The organism is Kitasatospora sp. GAS1066B, from assembly GCF_041262605.1.
GTDB lineage: Bacteria > Actinomycetota > Actinomycetes > Streptomycetales > Streptomycetaceae > Kitasatospora.
Genome location: NZ_JBGCCO010000005.1, coordinates 180,299 through 201,513 on the forward strand (window position 1 = coordinate 180,299; position 21,215 = coordinate 201,513).

Here is a 21,215-nt window from a genome sequence, read left to right on the forward strand (position 1 = left end):
TCAGCCGGGCGGTTCCGGGGGCCGGTCCAGTTCGTTCGCATTGCTGGTAGTAAGCATTTAAGGATACGCGGTAATGGCCAAGTTGAGTGAAGACCTCCTGAACATGCTCGCCGTGCTCGGCGGCCAGCAGTGCTATCCGACGATGGACCCGGACGGCATGCGGGAGACCGCTGTGGCCTACCAGCAACTCGCGAAGGACCTCCCGGAACTGCGGGACCACATCACCGCGCTGACGAACTGGCTCGCGGACAACTTCCAGGGCCAGGGCGGCAGCGCGTTCGTCGATTCGATGCGCAACCTGGTCGCCCTGTCGGACGGCACCGACCCCCTGTCGATGACCGCGAGTCAGGTGTCGGACCTGGCGGCTTACGCCTACCAGACCGCGACCCAGACCGAGTACACGCAGCTGATGATCATTGCTCAGCTGGTGGACCTGCTGATCAACACGATCAACGCGTGGCTCTGGGCGCCGTTCCAGCCGGAGGTGCTGTTCGAGCTCGCCTGGGAGTACTTCCTGACGAAGGAGTTCCTGGTCCAGCTCTCGAAGTGGTTCGTGGAGCAGGTCGCGAAGCAGGCGTTCAACCAGGTCACCTCAGGTCTGCGGCTCGACGCCCTGGTCCAGACGATCCAGATCATCGAGGGTCACCGCGACGGCTACGACACGTCGAACATCGTCTCGACGCTGGAGAACGCGGGCGTCAACGCGATCCTCGGTCCGATCATGCACATCGTGGGCAAGGGCCTGGGCGACTTCCTCAGCTCGGCGCTCGGCCGTAGTGGCGGCGAGGTGCTGGCCGGGGACCTCGCGCACGCGCTGGACACCGCTGTGAACGACGGCACGCACACGGCGGCGGGCGACCTCGGCCACGCCGTGGTCAACGACGTGACGCACGACCTCACGCACGACCTCACGCACGAGGTCACCAACGACGTCACGCACGACGTCACCACGGTGGCCGGCCACGACGTGACGCAGAGCGTCGAGACGCAGGTCGACGAAACGCTGGCGCTCGCGGCCAGGGCGGCCGCCGAGGAGGCCGCGAAGCAGGCCGCGGAGCAGGAGGCGGAGGCAGCCGTCGAGCACGTCGTGGCCGAGGAGGTCACCGAAGTCGCGGTCCACGAGGTGGAGAAGGAAGCCGGGCAGCTCGACCACGGCGGGTCTCTGACGCCCCAGGAGGCGACTGCCGTCGCCCAGCTGTGGTTGGAGACGCAGGCCTCGGAGGCGTTCTCGCAGGACCTGGGGATGCTGCTGAAGGCGACGGCCACCCAGTTCGGGACCGGCTTCCAGCGAATGGGCGAGGGCTCGATCGCCGAGTCCTTCGAGCAGAAGATGGACAACCTCTTCCGGAAGCACCTCGGCGAGGTACTGGGCGGTCGGAAGCTCGCGGGGGACGTCGGCAAGGACTTCGGTAGGACGATCACTCAGATGTGGGGCCGGGCCGGCGCAGACCACACCGATCTGAGCGCCGCACTGGAGCGGACACTGACCCAGGGAGCCGGTCGGATGGACGCGGGTGCGGTCGGCACGCTGTCGCACCTGCTGCCGGAGCTGATCGACCACATCGGCGAGGGCGACTCGACGTTCCTGATGGGCCGCGAGATCATCAACCACGTCGACCAGGGCCTGCAGAACCTCTTCTCCGGCTGGATCATCAACGCGGCCAACGGCCAGAACTTCGACGTCAACGCCGTGGGGTTCATGTCCGGCATGGCCATGGGCGTGCTCGGCCAGGCCATGCACCACGTGACGTCCCCGCTCGGCCACGTGTACATGGAGAAGATCAACGCCTGGCGGAACAACCCCGACCGGGCGCCGAGCGGGGACAAGTACTACGGCGCCAAGGACCCGATCACCTACCTCTCGGTGCTCGCCAACCTGGCCGGCTACGAGGCGCCCTTCCCGGTGCCGCGCAACAACCCGCACGGCGCGCCGACCATGGTCGAGGACCTCTACGCGGGCCACACCTGGCCGGACCTCGGGGACGTCTCCCGGCCGGCCACCTCCTCCGCCGCGCCCAAGCTGGCCGAGCCGGACCTGGGCGAGTCGTTCGGCGACCTGGTCAACACGGGCATGCAGCCGGAGAACCTGCCCAGCGCCCGCCCGAGCACTGTGAGCGACGGCGGGTTCCTCAAGCCGATCGAGCCGGTCAGCACCTCGTTCAGCGACGAGGCGCTCACCGGGATGGGGCTCAAGCCCGCCACCGCTTCCGAGCACGCCACTGCCACTGCCACTGCCACCGCCTCCGCGGATTCCGCCAGCACCGCTGATGCCCCCACCACCTCGCACACCCCCTTGTTCAGCAACGCGGAGGAGTCCCCGACGGTCCACGAGACCGTCGGGAACACCACGCTGAGCGACTCCTGGAACACCGCCCTCAAGACCGTCACCGAACGGTTCAACGACGGCAGCGTGGTCGACAGCCACAGCCTGCTCTCCGCGCTGGAGGTCAGCCGCCACGGCAGCCTCCTCGACGACACGCAGCTCGCGACGGCGAGCCGGAGCACGAAGCTCACGGTCGACGCCTTCCTGACCAAGACCACGCCGCAGACGCTGCCGGTCGAGGTCGCCAAGGCCTTCCGCCAGCAGAACCCCGAGGCCGTGCACGCGGCCGCCGAGGAGATGACGGTCCATCAGGTTCGGTCCGAGCTGCGGGCCTTGGGCCTGAGCAGCGCGCCCAGCCACGAGGTGGTCCCCGAGCACGTGCTCCAGGCCGCTTACCTCAAGGCGCGGGTCAAGGAGCTCACCGGTCAGGGGCGCAGCGAGCAGTACGCGCACCGGACGGCCGAGACCGAGGTCGCCTGGGACTTCCGGAACCAGACCGGCCGCAACGCCGCCCGTAGCTTCGTCGCCGCCCACCGGGAGCAGCCGGCCGACGAGGCGGGCGAGCTGCGCCGCCAGTACATCGAGCTGCGTGCGGCGGAGCTCGCCGAGTCCAAGGGCATCACCCCGGCGCGGGCCCGTGCCGAGGCCGAGGCCGAGTTCGGCCAGAAGTTCCCGGGCCGTGGTGGCCGCACGCTCTCGGCGGAGCAGCAGTTCGCCTACCTGGCCAAGAAGGGCGTGCGGATCAACCTCAACCGGCTCGCCAAGGAGAAGCTGGTCGACCTGCTGGCGAAGGCCCGCACCAACAGCCGGACCATGCTCTCCGAGGAGGAGTTCAAGCAGCTCCGCGAGCTGGTCAACTCGGGTGCGCGGCAGGACGAGACGCTGGTGCCGCTGACGGCGCACGCGCTCGGCATCCGGCTGCGCGTCGTGAGCAGGGACGAGGCCGGCATCGAGCACGAACTCGCGGTCCACGGCCCCAAGGGCCGCCCTGAGGTCACCGTGCACCGCGACGGCGACGGCTACCAGGCGAAGCTGACTCAGGCGCGCGAGCGGACTCCGGAGCGAGAGGAGGGGCCGGCCGAGTTCCGCGAGTGGGCGGACACTCTGTTCGGCGGGGTCGACGAGGAGCCCGTGGTCGAGGACTCCGGCAGCCACGGCGAGGGTCCCATCGAGTCGGACACCACGCCGCCGGCCCGCTCGACGGTCAAGGCGCCCGCGAAGCCCACGCTGGTCGAGGGGGAGGAGTACAAGAGCCTGACCGGCGACCATGGTTCGACCGACAGCGAGGTCGAGGCGCCGAAGCCCACCGCCTCTGAGTCCATGGGGGACGGTCCGAAGCCCGCCGTCGAGTCGTCGGCAGCGGACACGCATGAGGACGTCGCCGGTGGGAACCTCGAACTCCCCACCATCGCCGAGGTCTCGTCGTTCGGCGACATCTTCGACGAACTGGCGATGACGCCGCGTGCCGACCGGTCCGAGCCGGTGGCGCCGAACGTGAACGTGGAACCGGCTGCCCACGAGTCGGTCGCGTCCGACGTCCATGCCATGAGCCCGGACAACGGTCCGAGTGAGCACGGGCTGCCCGAGCTGCAGGTGAATCTGCCGTCGGGTGCGATTCTCGGTGCGAACGGGAGGACGAACGGTTCCGCGCGTGAGCTTGATGAGCTCGTGTCGCGGATGAGCAATTTCGAGTTGCTGTCGGCGGATCAGGCGAAGTCGTTGAAGGACGCGCTGGCGCCGATCGCCGAGAAGGACTTGCAGAAGAAGGCGAGCGAGTCGGTCGCGATCGGTGCGGTGAAGGGTCGTCCGGCGCCGCGTCCGACCGAGGTGAAGATCGAGATCGGTCTGGAGCTGCTGGAGCACATCGAGGTGGCGCGGCAGCAGCCGTTGCGGCGTGAGCAGTTGGCGCACCTGGACCTGGAGGTCGAGGGTTCGGTCGGGGTTGGTGGTGACAACCACCCGGCGGATGTCGCCAAGGTGCGGGAGTTCCTGCAGCAGCACGACATTCCGCACCTGGCGGAGTCGGCCGAAGGCTTGGCCGACCAGCTGCTGATGCACAACATCTCGGGTGCGCTGGACGACCACCCGGGGCAGCCGCTGCGGGCAGGTCGCCGGGTCTCGTCGCTGCTGGACGAGCTCGCGGTGAAGCAGGCGCGGATGCGGTGGGATTCGTCGGGTCAGGAAGGCACGACCGACTTCGCGGTCTGGGCGCGGAACGGTGCGGATCCGGAGCTGGCGCCGAAGTTGGCGGAGGGCACGTCGGCGAACTGCTGGGAGACCGTGATGTTGGCGGGCTTCCACAAGCGTGTGCTGTCGGCGGAGTGGATCAGGGAGACGTACCAGACCACGGACACGGGGGGCCAGGACTGGAATCAGTGGCTGGCGAAGCGTCTGCTGCCGTTCTCACAGAGCGAGTTCGTGGCGGGTGTGCGGGAGCCGAAGGTCGGCCAGTTGGTGGTGCTGGGTGCGAACTCGCAGCATGTGGCGATCGTGGTCGATGGGCGGGGGCCGGAAAACGACAGTGTGAAGGTCGTGGGCCTGGGCTGGACGAGTGAGACCTTCGGGAACACCGAAGAGAACAAGATCGCGTATGCCTCGCTCGCGGAGGATATGCCGGGGAAGGTGTTCTTCGGTTCTGGTCCGTTCTCGCTGCCCGATAACGGGCGGTTGGTGACGCATGGCGGGGAGGTGATCGATGATTCGCAGGTGCGGACGCGGCAGTTGACCGACCAGAGCGGCAAGTCGTTTGGCCGTGCCGTGTTCAAGGACAGCGACTGGCAGGTCCGGCAGGATCTGTACCGGCAGTTGCGGGACTTGCGCAGTTACGAGAAGCGTGATGACTGGCGTCAGCCGTCGGGGAAGTTCCAGCAGGTGCCGTGGGGCAAGGACTTCTATCTCTTCGCGGACCATTACGAGGCGAAGGGCTTCAGTCTGGAGACCGAGGACGGTCGCACGAAGTGGGTGGGTGGCAACGGTCTCGGTCGGCTGCTGAACCGGCGTGAGAGTCTGATCGATCTGAAGGCTGCTGCGGCCTTGGAGAAGGAGCCGGAGAAGCCGGCGTCGATCGTGCTGTTGAGCTGTGGGTCGGCGGCGGACGCGCAGGCGGTCGCGGACGAGACGAAGATGGTGGTGCACGCGCCGACCGGCCGTGCTGGTGTGGTGAGTGGTGACCCGGAGGACCCGTTCAACGCGAAGTCGGGTGCGGTGCTGTACGTGCGGCCGTCGGCGAATGGTGAGGAGGGGACATTCCAGACGTTCCACCCCCGGCCGCAGGAGACCCTCAGCGCCCACAGTGACGATGACTCGGTGCACCCGCTGGACCTCGTCGGGTCGGCTGAGCACCGGACCGAGGTGAGCCCTGACAACACTCCTGACGATGAGGGTGATGGTCCGCGTCCGGAGACGGTGACGCAGATGGGGGTGGCGGGGCATCCGCTGGACCGTCCGCTCCGGGTGCGAGGCGATCAGACCGAAGACCCGTTCACCACTGCGGCCTCGAAGTGGGACGAGTTGGCAGGGCAGCGCCGAGAGTTGGCAGACCTGAAGGATCGTCAGGATTCTGGCGGGGCCTTGTCGGATGCCGAGCGCGGTCGTGTGGGGGAGCTGGAGCGGGGTATTTCGCGTCAGCAGTCCGGTCTGCGTTCGGAGTTCTCGCGGTTCTTGCGGGGTTCGGATGAGTCGCTGCAGGCGGGTGTGGACCGCCGCACGGCGGAGATCGCCTCGCTGCGTGAGAAGTTGGGCTCGCTTACGCATGGGTCGGACCCGCAGTGGCAGATCGAGCATGTCCAGGCGAAGCTGCAGCATGTGGAGGCGGAGGTCGCCGACCTCCAGGGCGAGCAGGGTTTGCGCGATCTGGAGGGCTGGCCGCGCCAGTTGATGATTCCGGGTCCGCGTGACCTGGAGTTGTCGCACGACCTTCAGCACCCTGAGAGCGCGGTGGCGCACCTGGATGAGAAGGTCGCGCAGGCCCAGGCGTTGGCGGCGAAGGAGCCGAACAACCCGCTGGCGACGCTGGATCTGTGGCGCGCGCAGGATGACCGGGCGCTCTTCGACACGTTGAAGGACCAGACGGACTGGAAGGCGTTGGAGCCGGCGCAGGTCTCGGCGTTGGTGTTGGCGGAACGCAAGGCGGTCGAGTTCGAGGCGCGTGAGCGTCAGTTGCTGATCGAGAAGTTGCGGGACCCGAAGGGTGAGTGGGCGTGGGCGAAGGACTACCCGCTCGGCAGTGACGAAGAGATCAGTGCGCTGCTCCAGCGGGTGCACGACCACATGCACCGGAACATGACGGTGGCGACCAACTTCCACCTGGACCGCGAGCTGAACGCGAACCGCCGGGTGAGCGTGGGTGGTCGGCGCCGTTCGTCGGGGCTGCTGCTGGACAAGTTGACGGAGAAGTTCAAGCGGCGTCCGTCGACGTTGCTGGACAAGCTGATCAAGGATGAGGGTCAGGAGTTCCGTAACACGTGGGAGACGGGGGCTTCGCAGGCGGCGGTCGATGATTCGCGTCGTGGGAGTGTGGAGGAGCACTTCGGGTACGCGCCGTCGCTGCGGCGGGACTCGGCCTCGAAGGAGTTCTTCCAGGATACGGAGAGCAAGGGTTCGAAGTTCAAGCCGGAGAACCCGGATGAGCTGCCGAAGTACGCGGCGTTGATCTCGCCGTTGCAGACCAAGGGTGTGGCGACGCGCTACGGGGCGTTCGTGATGCACTGGGACGGGGCGATTCGTGGCCGGGTGACGCACACGCCGCGCGACAGTTGGACGGCCGGTCAGATGGGCGCGCGGTCCGTGACGCCGGACTCGCACCTGGACCCGCTGCTCAACTACGGTGACGCGCACCAGGTCCGCCTTGCGTTCGGCGAGGCCACCGACTTCGCGCACGACCAGGCGTTCGGCGAGGACGCCAAGAAGAACGGTGTGACCACCGAGTCGTACTTCGAGACGCAGATCCATGGTCCGCTGCGTTGGTCGGATCTGAAGACAATCACGGTCAACCACCTGCACGAGGGTCACACGGGCCTGAACCCGGACAGCCTGCCGACCGCCGCCCGCGCCCAGGAGTTGAAGGCGACCCTGGAGCAGCACGCGCAGCTCAAGGGTTACCGGTACACCGTCGAGCTCCGTCACCACGACGACGCGCCCACCAACCACGAACTCAGCCCCGACAACGGGACCAACAGCGAGGCCGGGACCGCCACTGACACTGCCCCGCACGGCGCGTCCTCGGTCGACCCGCAGTTGGACGCCGAGAGCCGGAGCCGCTGGTTCCAGGAGGGACTTCTGCAGGGGCACTTCGACACGATCGGCGGGGACGAGGCCTTCAAGCTGGTCAACGAGCTGCCGACCAAGTCGGCGCAGGAGCGCGCTCGCGAGCTGGATTCGCTGACCGACGCACAGCGTCGCTGGCTGGCCCTCAACCCGGACTTCGTCAATGGGTTGCGCGCCTCACTGTCGAAGGAGGAGATGGCCGCGACGGCGGCCCAGCTGATCGTCCGGGTGGATCCGCGTGCGGAGCAGCCGATCTCGGCCCGGCTGGCGGCCCGTGCGCAGGTCGCACGGATGCTGCAGGACCCGGATGTGGCCGCCCGGATGCTGAAGAAGGGCGCCGGGGCCACGGTGGTGCCCAGGGACGTCATGATGACGGAGGTCCCGCCGTTCGAGGGTCTGCGCGGGCAGAAGGCGGAGGGTGCGTCCGGTGACGGGCGAAGCCTCGACCAGATCAGGGGATTGCAGGCCGGCGGCGAGGCCGCCGTCACCGAGGAGAACCTGCTCGGGGAGGACACCTCGATCGGCTGGGTCCGGCACTACCCGGACGGCTACTCGACCACGACGCACGAGTTCGCCCACGCGGTCCATGAAGCGGGCCTGTCGCCCGAGGACAAGCAACTGGTGACTTCGGCGTACCAGTACAAGCTGATGATGGACCAGGCAGCTCACGCCCTAGGCCAGGACAGCCTGGTCGCGTGGTCCGACGGCCCGCGCCGGTACGACCACCCGGGCGGCGACAACTACGCCTCCCGCAACGAGTACGAGTACTTCGCCCAGGTCAGCAACGCGTACCTGGGGACCAATACCAACAAGGACCCGTACACGGATCATCCGCGCAACAACGGGCACGAGTGGGTTCGCGCGAACGAGCCGATGCTCCTGCCGCTGCTGGAGCGCCTCTACGGCCCGGACCCGCAGGCCGTCCACTCGGAGCGGGCCAACCCGGTGGAAGCCGTCGCGGCCGAGCGGCGGCTGTCCGAGGACTTCCGCAAGCTCATGGGCGCCGAGGAGCAGAGCAAGCCCCAGCACGGCTTCCAACTGCACGACGGGCCCGTGGCATCGGCCTCCCACGAGCCGAGCCCTGACAACGCGCCGCTGCAGACGCATGGCGGGGAGGTGATCGATGATTCGCAGGTGCGGACGCGGCAGTTGACCGACCAGAGCGGCAAGTCGTTTGGCCGTGCCGTGTTCAAGGACAGCGACTGGCAGGTCCGGCAGGATCTGTACCGGCAGTTGCGGGACTTGCGCAGTTACGAGAAGCGTGATGACTGGCGTCAGCCGTCGGGGAAGTTCCAGCAGGTGCCGTGGGGCAAGGACTTCTATCTCTTCGCGGACCATTATGAGGCGAAGGGCTTCAGTCTGGAGACCGAGGACGGTCGCACGAAGTGGGTGGGTGGCAACGGTCTCGGTCGGCTGCTGAACCGGCGTGAGAGTCTGATCGATCTGAAGGCTGCTGCGGCCTTGGAGAAGGAGCCGGAGAAGCCGGCGTCGATCGTGCTGTTGAGCTGTGGGTCGGCGGCGGAGGCGCAGGCGGTCGCGGACGAGACGAAGATGGTGGTGCACGCGCCGACCGGCCGTGCTGGTGTGGTGAGTGGTGACCCGGAGGACCCGTTCAACGCGAAGTCGGGTGCGGTGCTCTATGTGCGGCCGTCGGCGAACGGTGAGGAGGGGTCGTTCCAGACCTTCCACCCCCGGCCGAAGGAGACCGTCACCACCCACAGCGGCGACGACTCCGTGCACCCGTTGGACTCCGTCGGGCCGCGGGACCAGCGGACCGAGGTGAGCCCTGACAACACTCCTGACGATGAGGCCGATGGTCCGCGTCCGGTGATCGAGATGGGGGTGGCGGGGCATCCGTTGGACCGTCCGTTGCGGGTGGCGGGCGATCAGACGGAGGACCCGTTCACCACCGCTTCGCAGAAGTGGGATGACCTGGGGTCGCAGCGTCAGGAGCTGGCCGGCCTGAAGGATCGTCAGAACGCTGGCGACACCCTGTCGGACCAGGAGAAGGATCGTCTTGGGAAGCTGGAGCGAGGCATTCCGCGCCAGCAGGACAGCCTGCGCTCGGAGTTCTCGCGGTTCCTGCGGGGGTCGGACGAGTCGCTCCAAACGGGCATGGACCGCCGCACGGCGGAGATCGCCTCGCTGCGTGAGAAGTTGGGCTCGCTCACGCTCGGCTCCGACCCGCAGTGGCAGATCGAGCATGTCCAGGCGAAGCTCCAGCACGTGGAGGCGGAGGTCGCCGACCTTCAGACCGAGCAGGGTCTGCGGGATCTGGAGGGCCGGCCACGCCAGTTGATGATTCCGGGTCCGCGTGACCTGGAGTTGTCGCACGACCTGCAGCACCCCGAGAGCGCGGTGGCGCACCTGGACGAGAAGATCGCGCAGGCCCAGGCGCTGGCGGTCGAGGAGCCGAACAACCCGTTGGCGGCGTTGGATCTGCGGCGTGCGCGGGAGGACCGTGCGCTGTTCGACACGTTGAAGGACCAGACGGACTGGAAGGCGTTGGAGCCGGCGCAGGTGGCCGCGCTGGTGTTGGCGGAGCGTAAGGCGATCGAGTTCGAGGCGCGCGAGCGTCAGCTGCTGATCACCAATCTGCGGGAGCAGAAGGGTGATTGGGCGTGGGTGAAGGGCTACCCGGTCGGCACTGACGAGGAGATCTCGTCGCTGTTGCAGCAGGTGCACGAGCACATGCACCAGAACATGAGCATCGCGACCAACTTCCACCTGGATCGCGAGCTGAACGCGAACCGGAAGGTGAGCACGGGTGGTGGGCGTCGTCGTTCGTCGCAGATGCTGGACAAGCTGAGGGAGCCGTTCAAGCGGCGTTCGTCGTCGGGGGTGGACTCGACGCTGCTGGACAAGCTGATCAACGACGAGGGTCAGGAGTTCCGCAACACGTGGCGGACCCGGGCTTCGCAGGCGGCGGTCGACGACTCGCGTCGTGGGAGTGTGGAGGAGCACTTCGGATACGCGCCGTCGCTGCGGCGGGACTCGGCGACGAAGGCGTTCTTCCAGGACACGGAGAGCAAGGGGTCGAAGTTCAAGCCGGAGAACCCGGATGAGCTGCCGAAGTACGCGGCGATGATCTCGAAGTACCAGACCCGGGGTGTGGCCACCCGGTACGGCGCGTTCGTGATGCACTGGGACAGGGACATCCGTGGCCGGGTGACGCACACGCCGCGCGACAGCTGGACGGCCGGCCAGATGGGTGCGCGGTCCGTGACGCCGGACTCGCACCTGGACCCGCTGCTCAACTACGGTGACGCGCACCAGGTTCGCCTGGCGTTCGGTGAGGCGACCGGGTTCGCGCATGACCAGGCGTTCGGGGAGGACGTCAAGAAGAACGGTGTGACGACGGAGTCGTACTTCGAGACGCAGGTCCATGGTCCGCTGCGTTGGTCGGATCTGAAGACGATCACGGTCAACCACCTGCACGAGGGTCACACGGGTCCGAACCCGGACAGCCTGCCGACCGCCGCCCGCGCCCAGGAGCTGAAGACCACCCTGGAGCAGCACGCGCGGCACAAGGGCTACAGCTACACCGTCGAGCTCCGTCACCACGACGACCCGCCCACCGGCCACGAACTCAGCCCCGACAACGGCCCGAGGGAGGACGGGTACCAGGTCGTCCGGGGCCGCCGGCCGGTTCCCCGGGAGCAGGCGCGGCCGTCGACCTACCTCGACGACTACGAGGTGATCAACGAGCACGAGGACGTCACCGCGCAGGAGTCGGGGCAGCGCGAGCACCCGGAGTCCGTGTTCAACTACCGCGATGCCTACGCCACCGGCGGCCGGGTCAAGCAGGTCGGCGATGGCGAGGGCAGCACGTCGTTCCCCGCGTATCGGGCCGAGCGGCCCGTGGAGAGCCTTGACCACCCGCAGCTGCGGGTTTCCGGCGATGGATCGCTGGTGATCGCCAGCCACCAGGGGCGCTCGAGGGAGTTCTTCGGCCACCCGGACGCCATCCGTCACGCGCAGCAGAGCCTTCGCGAAGCCGGCAGTAAGGCCGAGTTGGTGATCGACACCAAGGTGAAGATCCGTTTCAGCCACGAGGGCGAGCAGCGTGAGCTGCTCAAGGTCAGCGTGCGCTTCGACAGTGACCCGTCATCCGTATGTCGCGACTTCTCCGAGAAGGTTCTCGGTGCCTCTCACACGCACGCGGTGCTCTCCGACATGCGCAGTCCCGAGGAGGGCGGCACCGGAAAGACGGTCACTGCCAGGATCGGCACCAACAACGGCGTCGAGATCGAGGGAACTCATCACCTGGCCGACGCCCTCGCCAAGGCTGCCTACGGGAAGAGCACGGTGGAGCTGGACCCCGAGTGGGGCCAGGCGGTGATGGCGCAGGCGCCGAAGACGAAGGAGAGTGACTGGCCCACTCCCGGCGAGGCATACGGCCGGGCGCTGAATCGGTTCACGCCCGGTAACGAGGCGCTGCGGAAGAAGCTGTCCGAGCAGGCCAAGAGCATGGGGGTGAACGAGGAGGCCTGGGCCCGGGTCGGCGGCGAAGGCTACGTCATGCAGTCGGTCGCCCACGACTACCGAGACCGCCGGCGCCGGTTCTCCCTCGACTTCGCCCAGACCTTGGGCAGCGACGACGACGGGGTCCGGGCACCGGTCTGGGGCTATCACTTCGCGCCGGTCGTGATCGAGAGCCTCGACGGTCAGCACCAGATCACCCTGGAGAACGCCAACTTCCACACGCGCGCCAGGGAGCTCGCGGCCGAGGCGCTGGACGCCAACATCCAGCACTACGGGGAGCGCATCGACGCCATCCTGGAGGACCTCAACGAGGCCGTGGCGCGGGGGGAGCTCTCCGAGGGAGACCCGCAGGTCGGGCTGGCCAAGGTGATCGTCCAGATCCGGGATGTGGGTGCGGAGCTCGCACGGGTCAAGGAGCAGTTGCGGGAGGCCGGTACCGGCGACGATCAGCAGCTGGCGCTCAAGGAGCGTTCCCTCCAGTCCGAGCTCGACGACGCGCGCGCCAACGGGCACCGCGTGATGCTCGCCCTCTCCGGCGACGACATGGGCCGCGAAGGTGACATGTGGTGGTTCGCCATGAACGGTCGTGCCAAGGGCGAGACGCTCTTCGAGCAGTACGCGATGCTCGACAGTCGCACGACGCGCGGGAACAAGAACAACCCGATCGCCATGGTCGTGCTCAGCGATCACGCCGACCCGCGAATTGAGCTGGAGTTCGGAGCCGAGACGGAACAGCTCACCGAGATCCAGAGCGACCGTGTCGACCACATCGCGCACCGGGTGGCCAAGGCCGCGTTGTGGCGCTTCCGCCAGGAAGTCGAGCTGCCGTCCGTCCGTTTCACGACGCACTCGCTGCCGACCGAGCACGAGTCGGCGAGTGGGCTGACGGATGCGGCGGTGGCCGAGTTCGGTCGACGTCTCGGCCACTACCTGGACGACTTCCAGCAGCATCTGGAGCCGGGCGAGGAACGGTTGACGGCCGACCGGATCGAGATCACCACCGAGCTCGGGGCCCGCGATCCGGAGGCGCTGAAGCGGGACTACCCCGAGCTCTACGACGGACCGGACGCGCAGCCGATCCTCTCGCAGCTGGCCATCAGTGCGACGCTGAGCGTCCACCCGGCCGAGCACACGCCGGAGCAACTGGCCGACCTGGCAAGGGAGACCGGACTGCTCCGGGAGCCGCGCACCCTCCTGGGGCGAGGGTCCGAGCCGAGCGCCGAGGTGTCCGGGGACGAGATCCTGCGGATGCGGGACATCGTCAAGGTGACCCGGTACCTCACCGGCTCCGACGCCACGCCCACCGTGGCCGAGCTGACGCACGTTCGCAGGCTCTCCGACGTCCTGCGCCAGGAGTACGGCCACAGCGGCGAGTTGCGCCCTGAACACCTCGACCGGCTGGCCCGCTCGGTCCTGGGCATGGACGCCGAGGCGGCGGTCCAGCCCGGCGACCGGCAGCGGCTGCTCGCCCTGGCGCAGCAGGCCAAGCGGCGCGGACGTCCGCTGACCGCGGCCGCGCTGGCCAAGGCGGCGGGCACCAAGCTCGACCCGGAGAGCCTGGCGACCGGTCGGCACCAGGAGCCGTCCGTGGAGCGACCGCTGGTGCTGGACGAGCTGAACGTCATCTTCGACAAGGGTGCGAAGACGCTCGACTCCGAGGGCCACAGCGAGATCAACAAGTTCGGTGGGAAGGTCGCCGAACTCATCAAGGTGTACAACGACCCGTCGAAGTTCGCCGTCAAGATCGAGGTCGGCGGAAACGCCCGGGTGTCCCGGCGCAAGGACACCGGTCAGCTCCGCGCGGACAACCTGAAGGGTGACCTGCAGAGCTTCCTCGAAATCGCCGGCCGGGACAGCGAGAACCCGTTCGACCACACGCAGGTGAACATCGTCGCGACCTCCCGCGGCCAGCGACTTCCCGCGAAGGACGTCCTGCCCGAGGAGCGCACGTCCGTCCGGCGCCGCGTGGGCAGCGTGCAACTGACCGGGACCGCGCCGGCGACGGACCGACCTGGCCCGTCGCACGTCGCCGACGAGCTGGAGCCGATCCCTGAGCCCGTTCGGCTCGAGCCGGCCCAGGAGCGACCTCTGACGGAGAGTCAGGAAGCCGCGCACGCTGAGTTGGGACATCAGGACGCGAACAACCCGGAGGAGCACTCCGAGCTGTCCGGAGCTGTGGCGTTCGGTGGTGATCGGGTAGCCGGTCCGGCGGTGGTGTCGTCAAGCGGCGACCGAGTGGACGCGATGGTCTCCGCGCTGATGCACCATCAGAGTCGCTCGGGTGCCAGGCTCTTGGATGACGGCTCGGCGTCGCAGGGTCGCCGGGACGCGGTGGATCGTTTCCCGCGAGATGACCGGTTCTTCGTGCTGGCAGCACACACCGATCGACAGGGGCGGCCGCTGTGGGAGGGCCGGCCGGTATCAGTGGACGAACTCGCTTCGGTGCTGGCGAAGTTGCATGGGCTGGGGGTGTGGCAGGGTGACAAGCCGCTCTTGGTGTCGGCCTGTGACGCGGCCAGCGGCGCCGAGGCGTCCTTTGCCGCCGACGTGTTGCGGGCGCTGCACGAGAAGCTGCCGCAGCTGGACCTGGAGGCGTACGCACCGGAGGGCACGCTCTGGTTCGCGCCGCCGGTGGGCAAGGACGGAGCGGTTCGGCCGTCGGGGTCGGGCCATCTGGTGGTGTCGAGCGCGAACGGTCTCGGGTTCGATCTGCTGGGTCGGCCGTCGGTGCAGACCGGTGGACACTGGCTGAAGCTGAAGGTGTCCGCTGGTGCCGGTGAGGTGACGGTCGAGCGGTTGGGTGCTCATCTGCCGGTGGACGACAGCCGGTCGCCGGTGGGTTCGGTGGCTGCGCCGAAGGGATACGTGACGCACGACGGGTCGCGGTTCGCGCGCCTGGCGGGCTCTGGCGACGGGCCGTTGCCGCGGGATCACGGCCGGGCGTTCCACGGGTTGTCCGGCCTGGTGGACTCCGGCGGTCGGCCGGTCGAGGGAATCACCCACGCCATCCGTTCGCAGTGGACCGGTAGTTCGACGGTCAGCGACTATGTGCTGACGTCTGGCCATGCGAAGGACGGGGCCTCGGGCCAGGGCGTGCCGGTGCCCTTCACCCGTCGGGAACCGAGGGCGAAGGTGGTCTTCGGCTCGTCGGGTGACCTGGTGGGCTCGTTCGGTGATCTTCAGGTGGCACGGGTACTGCACCACGACGAGAAGCCGGCGCTGCGGCTGTCGGCGGACGGGTCGATGGCGGTGAACTCGCTGCTCGGCGAGCACGGTGAGTTCTACGCCACGAAGGAGGTGGTGGAGCAGGCTTCGGCGGCGCTGCGCCGGGCCGACAGCGGAGTGACGCTGCGGATCGTGCCGGAGAACAGCGTCGAGGTGACGGTCGACGGCGCGCAGCGGAAGCTGTCGATGGTGGTGGCGGACTTCGGTGACGCGAAGCTGACGGAGGTCTGCCGTGACTTCGCGGCGATCGTGCTGGGTGGCGCTCCCTCGCATTTCGTCTTCCGGGACGGACTGGGCACGGCGCTCGGTAAGGACGAGGGCGGCCTGAACGCGTTGGTCGGGCCGCTGAAGGCGGCGAGTGGGATCGAGGTGACCGGCACCCATGAGATCGCCGACCTGCTGGCCAAGGTCGCCGAGGGTGGCGTGTCACTGGACGAGTTGTCCGGCGAGCAGGCCGTCTCGGTGCTGAAGGACGCGACGAAGCCTGGCGAGTTCGGCGGTTCGGCAGGACAGGGCAAGCGCTACGGGCAAGCACTGCACGCGAGTTGGGGACAGGATCCGGCAGAGCCGGATCCGCTGGCCGAGGCCTCGATGAAGCTGGGGACCAACCAGTTCGCCTGGCCCGATGTCAGTGAGGCGTATCTGATCCAGGCGGTGGGTAGCGGCGGTATCACCGGCGATCGTGACTTCGGCGCTGACTTCTCCCTGGACCCGGTGAACGGCTACCAGGAAGGCCGTCGCGGTGGCTACCACTTCGCCTCCGTGATCGCCGCCGCTGATGACGACCTGCACCACATGACGCTGCAGAACTACCGGCGCGACGGCGGGGTCCGGAACGCACTGCAGGAGGCGACCGACCAGATCTACGACCGGTACAAGGATGTGCTGCCGCAGATCGACGCGGAGTTGAAGTCCGGTCGGATGGCCGACCCGTCCGGGGGACGCGCCCAACTCCTCGACAACCTCGGCAAGATGCGCGATCTTCGCGCCGCTCTGGACACGGCCGACGAGGCGGATCGTCCCGAGTTGGAGAAGCAGCTCTCCGCGGTCCGGGACAAGACGGTCAACGTGCTGAAGCGGCTCTCTCCGGAGCACCTCGGTAAGGACACCGATCTGTACTTCTTCCAGATGTACGGCCGGGCCAAGGAGGAGACCTTCTACGAGTGGCGTGTCGCCCAGCGGGTCAAGCTCGCCAACCCGTTCGCGGGTGTCGTGTCCGGCGGCCGTGGCTTCAACCAGACCACGATCGCGTTCGACCGCAACGGCACGTCGCTCGACGATCTCGCGCAGCAACGGGTACAGAAGTTCTCCGAGCAGGTCCTCAAGGAACTGCACTACGACTGGCGCAACGACCAGCCGCCCTCGTTCAAGGTGGGGATCACCGGCTACAGCAACTCCCGAATCCCGTTCAACGCGAAGGCGCAGGGCCGCAGGCGCAGCGTCGCCACCGAGCACGCCCTGTTGGGCTACGTCTCGGCCGCGTTGAAGAAGGAGGCCGAGATCGCCGGCGATCCGAAGCGCACGGCCAGTGTCGATCAGCTCAACATCCAGAGCCGCTCCAAGGGACGCGACCCGAACCCGGCCGCGATGGGAGAGACCGTCGAGCAGCGCCGTCGCAGCTCGCTGATCACGATCGAACGTGAAACCGAGGCGCTGTCCCGGTTGCCCGGTGCGGTGACGTTCGGTGGCGAGCACGTTGGCAGCGCTGACGACCGTTCGCCGGTCGCGCTGCACTTCCCGCAGTCAGGGCCGGACGGCCGCGATCTGCACGAGCTGCCCGGAACGGAGCAACTGGTCCAGAGCCGCCCACTCGGTTCGGAGGACGACCCGCGGGCCAAGGGTCGGGCCTTCGCGGAGCCGGAGGACTTCGAGGAGCTCGATGGCGAACTTCCGCGCTTCCGGAGTCACCTGGTGGACTACCGCCACATCCTGGTGAACCCGGAGCGGGACCCGGACGAGCAGGGCTACCTGGTGCAGGACCTCGGCCGCTTCCCGGTGCCGTGGCTGGGCGGCCCGGAGCCGTACTTCGTCATGGGACGCCACTCCGGGGACGAACTGCTCATGACGGACGAGAGCGGAAACCTCATCACGGTCAGCCACGATGCGTTCGCGGCCGTCCTGGCGGGCGATTCGGAGTTGGCCCGGCTTCCCAAGGACGTCCCGCTGGTCCTCGCGATCCCGCACAGCGGCGACGGCACGCTGGACCTGCCGCGCCGGATCGCAGCGGCCACGGACCGGACCGTGTACGCCCTGACCGGCGACATGGACATGGTGCCGGAGGACGACGGCTGGTCGCTGGGCCTGCGGACCCCGCATCAGGACGGCCACGGCGAACCCGTGCCGCGCGGCACGATCGTGCGGGTCGACCCGCCGTCCGCCGGTGGTGTCGACCCCGCGCACGGCGACGACTCCGGCCAGGTGACCTTGGTCGACGGAACACAGGTCGCCGACAGCCGACTGCGGAGCTGGACGATCATCGACGGTCATGGGAGGCCGATCGGTCGGGCCTTGCTGGACCAGAGCACCCAGCATGAGCAGGCTCCGCTGCTCGGTCGGCTGAATGAGCTCTTCTCCTATCAGAGCCTGGCGGATGAGGAGTCGCTCAGCGGTCCGGAGCACCACGTTCCCTGGGACCCGGAGCACGCGTACTTCTTCAACACGCACGCGGACGAGACGGGCTTCGAGTTCGTCCCGGGTGCCGCACCGGCCGATGGACCGCAACTCGGCGGGTTCCTCAAGCGCAGGCCGAGCATCGTCGCGCTCAAGCAGGAGGCGGTTGCCGGAAAGCCCGTCTCGGTGGTGCTGATGTCCTGCGAGTCGGCCGCGCACGCGCAGGCGGTCGCGGACGAACTCGGTCTCACGGTGCACGCACCGACGGCCATGGTCGGCTTCACACCACCGCCGGACGACCCGTACGACCGCTCGGAGGAGGTCACGATCGCCGTGGCCCCCAATGCTGAAGGTGGCGAAGGGGAGTTCCGCACCTTCTACCCGGGTGGCCACGACGGTGTCTCGTCGGTCGCGTCGGGGCCCGCCGCCAAGCCTGCTCGGCCGCTGCTGGACGGGACGCAGCCCGACCGCACGGGGTCGTCGCGGAAGGGCGGCATCGACTGGTTCACCTCCGATCGGGCTTCGAGCGTCGAGGCCGAGCTGCCGGCCAGCGACTGGGGCTTGTTCCACTCCGTCGAGGGCACGGCGACCACGGAGACGGACGGCGGCCACGCCGGACCCGGCGACCTGCCGAGTCACCAGTCGCCCGGGACGTTGACGGACCAGCCGCCGGCCACCAGGACCTCCTCCTCGGGTCCGCCGCAGATCGGCGATGCCTCGCGCGACTGGCGTCGTGGCACGGTGCGTTCCGGCGTCCCGAAGATCGAGCAGGTGCCCGAGGCGGTCCTGGGCAAGGTGAGCTTCCTGCGCATGGCCCCGCGCTACGCGGAGGAGGTGCTGGGCATGCCCCGGGAGACCCAGCAGAAGTTCCAGGAGATCACCGACCGGCTGGGCGTCGTCATCGAGGTCCGGCCGACCAACCCCGACGCGGTGGCGCACCTGAGGGGCGATCACGGTATCCGGGCGCTGCCCAAGCCGGAGGACATCAAGGCGAAGACGATCAGCCCGGAGGACCTCTACCTTCGGGACGACGTACCGGGAGCGAAGCCGTCCGACCGCGGCCTCGTCGGGTTCTTCGAGCCCGTGCTGCCGGAGCGGTCGTCCAGGCCGGAACTGGCCGACGACAAGCTCTGGGCCGCCGTCCAGCGGCGCCACCAGCAGCGGGGCGCCGAGTTCAAGGAACTCCAGGAGAAGATGCGGCAGTTCGGGCAGGCGGAGCAGCCGCGCTTCCGGGTGGTGGACGGCGTGGTCGAGCAGCTGGACAAGGACGGGGTGTGGCGGCCGCTGACGGGTGACCACGACGTGTTCGACCTCCAGCGGGCAGACGGCATCCGGTTGGACGAGGACGAGTACGAAGCGGCCAAGCAGGAGATGCTCGACGCGGGCATCGTCCAGCACGGCGCGCACATGTTCTGGAAGCCGACCAAGCCCTTCGACCTGGGGATCTACCAGAAGATCGTGGGAACCCACCGGCCCTCGGAGACCAAGGGGCTCAAGGACCAGCCGGGTCTCGAACCGCTGCTGCGCTTCGTCCCCGGCGGGGAACGGCCGCTTCTGTCGTTGGCCGAGCAGGAGGCCGAACTGCCCGATCGTCGGGTCAGCCTCGGTCCGTTCGGCGGGGATCCGCGTCGGATCGGGGCGCAGATCGGCGAGATCGTCTGGCCGGAGTCCAGCGACTCGATGTTCGGCGAGGATGCGTCGCCGGAGCCCGAGACCGTGTCGCTGCACCCGGGCGATCACCCGGTGCTCTCGACCGACGAGCACGAGTCGGCGGCTGCCTGGCTGGCTGATGACGAAGCTTCGAACGGCACGGCTGCCGCCGGCTCCGCCCAGCTGACGGGTTCGGAGGAGGCCGGTCAGCTGGTCGCACTCGACGGGACCATCGTGCGGGACGACCAGGTCATCGCCAAGGATCTCTACAGCCCCAACGGAGAGCTGATCGGCCGCTTCGGCGCGATGGACCGCGATCCCAGCCTGTACTCGCACCTGCTGAAGCTCGACACCTATGAGCACCGGGTGCATCCGCAGCTGGCGACGGGTCTGGTCGAGAAGGTTCCGTACGAGCCGAAGAACACGGTCTTCTATGTGACGCACGCCGGGAAGCTCGGTGTGCGCACGTCCACGGAGTTGGGCGACAAGAGGTTCAGCGGCGCCCAGTTCGGCGGCTATCTCAAGCGCCTCCAGGTCGTGAAGGGGCTGAAGGAGGCCGCTGCGCAGCGTGGCCAGAAGCCGGAGCTCGTGCTCATGGGGTGCGAGGCGGCATCGGTGGCCCGGGACGTGTCCGCTGCTTCCGGGCTCAAGGTGCACGCACCGACACATCTGATTGCGGTTGCTCCGACCGTCCCGTCCGACGGCACCCAGCGTCCGACGCTCTCCATGCTGATGCGGGACGGGACGAAGGGCCGCTTCCAGACCTTCGAACCCGACAGCGCCCTCGCCGAGTCACTGACCAGCGCACCCTCGGGCTACCACCCGGGCGCCGGGCCGGAAGGCCGCGATCTGCACCGGGTGCCGGGGACGGACACGCTGGTGCACGGCATGCCGCTGGGTGAGGACGACACGAAGCCGGCCGGTCGCGCGTACCTGTCCCCGGGTGACTGGGACAGCATCGACCCGGTGATCTTCGGGTTCGACGGCGGCGCGCGGGCGTTCAGCAAGGTCACCGTGGATCCCGAGGTGTATCCGGGCGAGCCCGGCTACGTCCAAGGGGAGCACGGTTCGGTCGAGGCGCCCTGGTCGGCCGAGCACCAGCCGTACTTCGTGCTGGCGAGCGGTACGGCGCAGGAGGTGAAGCTGACGGCCGGGACGGACTCGCCGCTCGCGGTGGAGTCTGACGGCTTCGCCGAGATGGTCGCGGCGGACCCGGCGCTGGCGAAGCTGCCGAAGGCGGCGCCGATCGTGCTGATGGTCCCGGGCGCGGGGGTCGGTGGGATGGAACTGGCCCACCAGGTAGCAGACCTGACGGGTCGTACGGTCTTCGCGCTGACCGGTGGGCACGCGTTCCTGCCCGGCCGCCGGGGCAGCTGGATTCCGGCGATCGGATGGCCGGCGGACGGTGGCTCGCCGGGAGGGGCGCAGGGCTTCGTCCGGGTGGATCCGGCCGCGGAGCAGGACACCCCGGTGGTGGAGGAGGTGCTCAGCCCGCCCTCGACCGCCAATCCGCCCTCGATCGCCGACGACATCGCGAACGCGCTGATGGGCTGAGGCCGGTGGTGGTCCGGGGCTCGGCTGAACCTTCGGCCGAGCCCCGGCCGTGGATCCAGACGGACGCCGCTGTGCGTTCGAAACGCGTTCGCCCAACGATCAG

Annotated in this window: 1 protein-coding gene; it reads left to right on the forward strand. The window is 68.4% G+C overall.

The window, feature by feature from the left end:
- Positions 1 to 73: 73 nt before the first annotated feature.
- Positions 74 to 21,112: a hypothetical protein gene (locus tag ABH937_RS07365; protein WP_370217615.1), complete on the forward strand. Its 21,039-nt coding sequence runs from the start codon at positions 74 to 76 to the stop codon at positions 21,110 to 21,112.
- The last annotated feature ends 103 nt before the right edge of the window (positions 21,113 to 21,215 follow it).

What these genes read in the sequence shown, in the direction of transcription:
- ABH937_RS07365 (WP_370217615.1), top strand. Translation starts at nt 74, where the DNA reads ATGGCCAAGTTGAGTGAAGACCTCCTGAACATGCTCGCCGTGCTCGGC.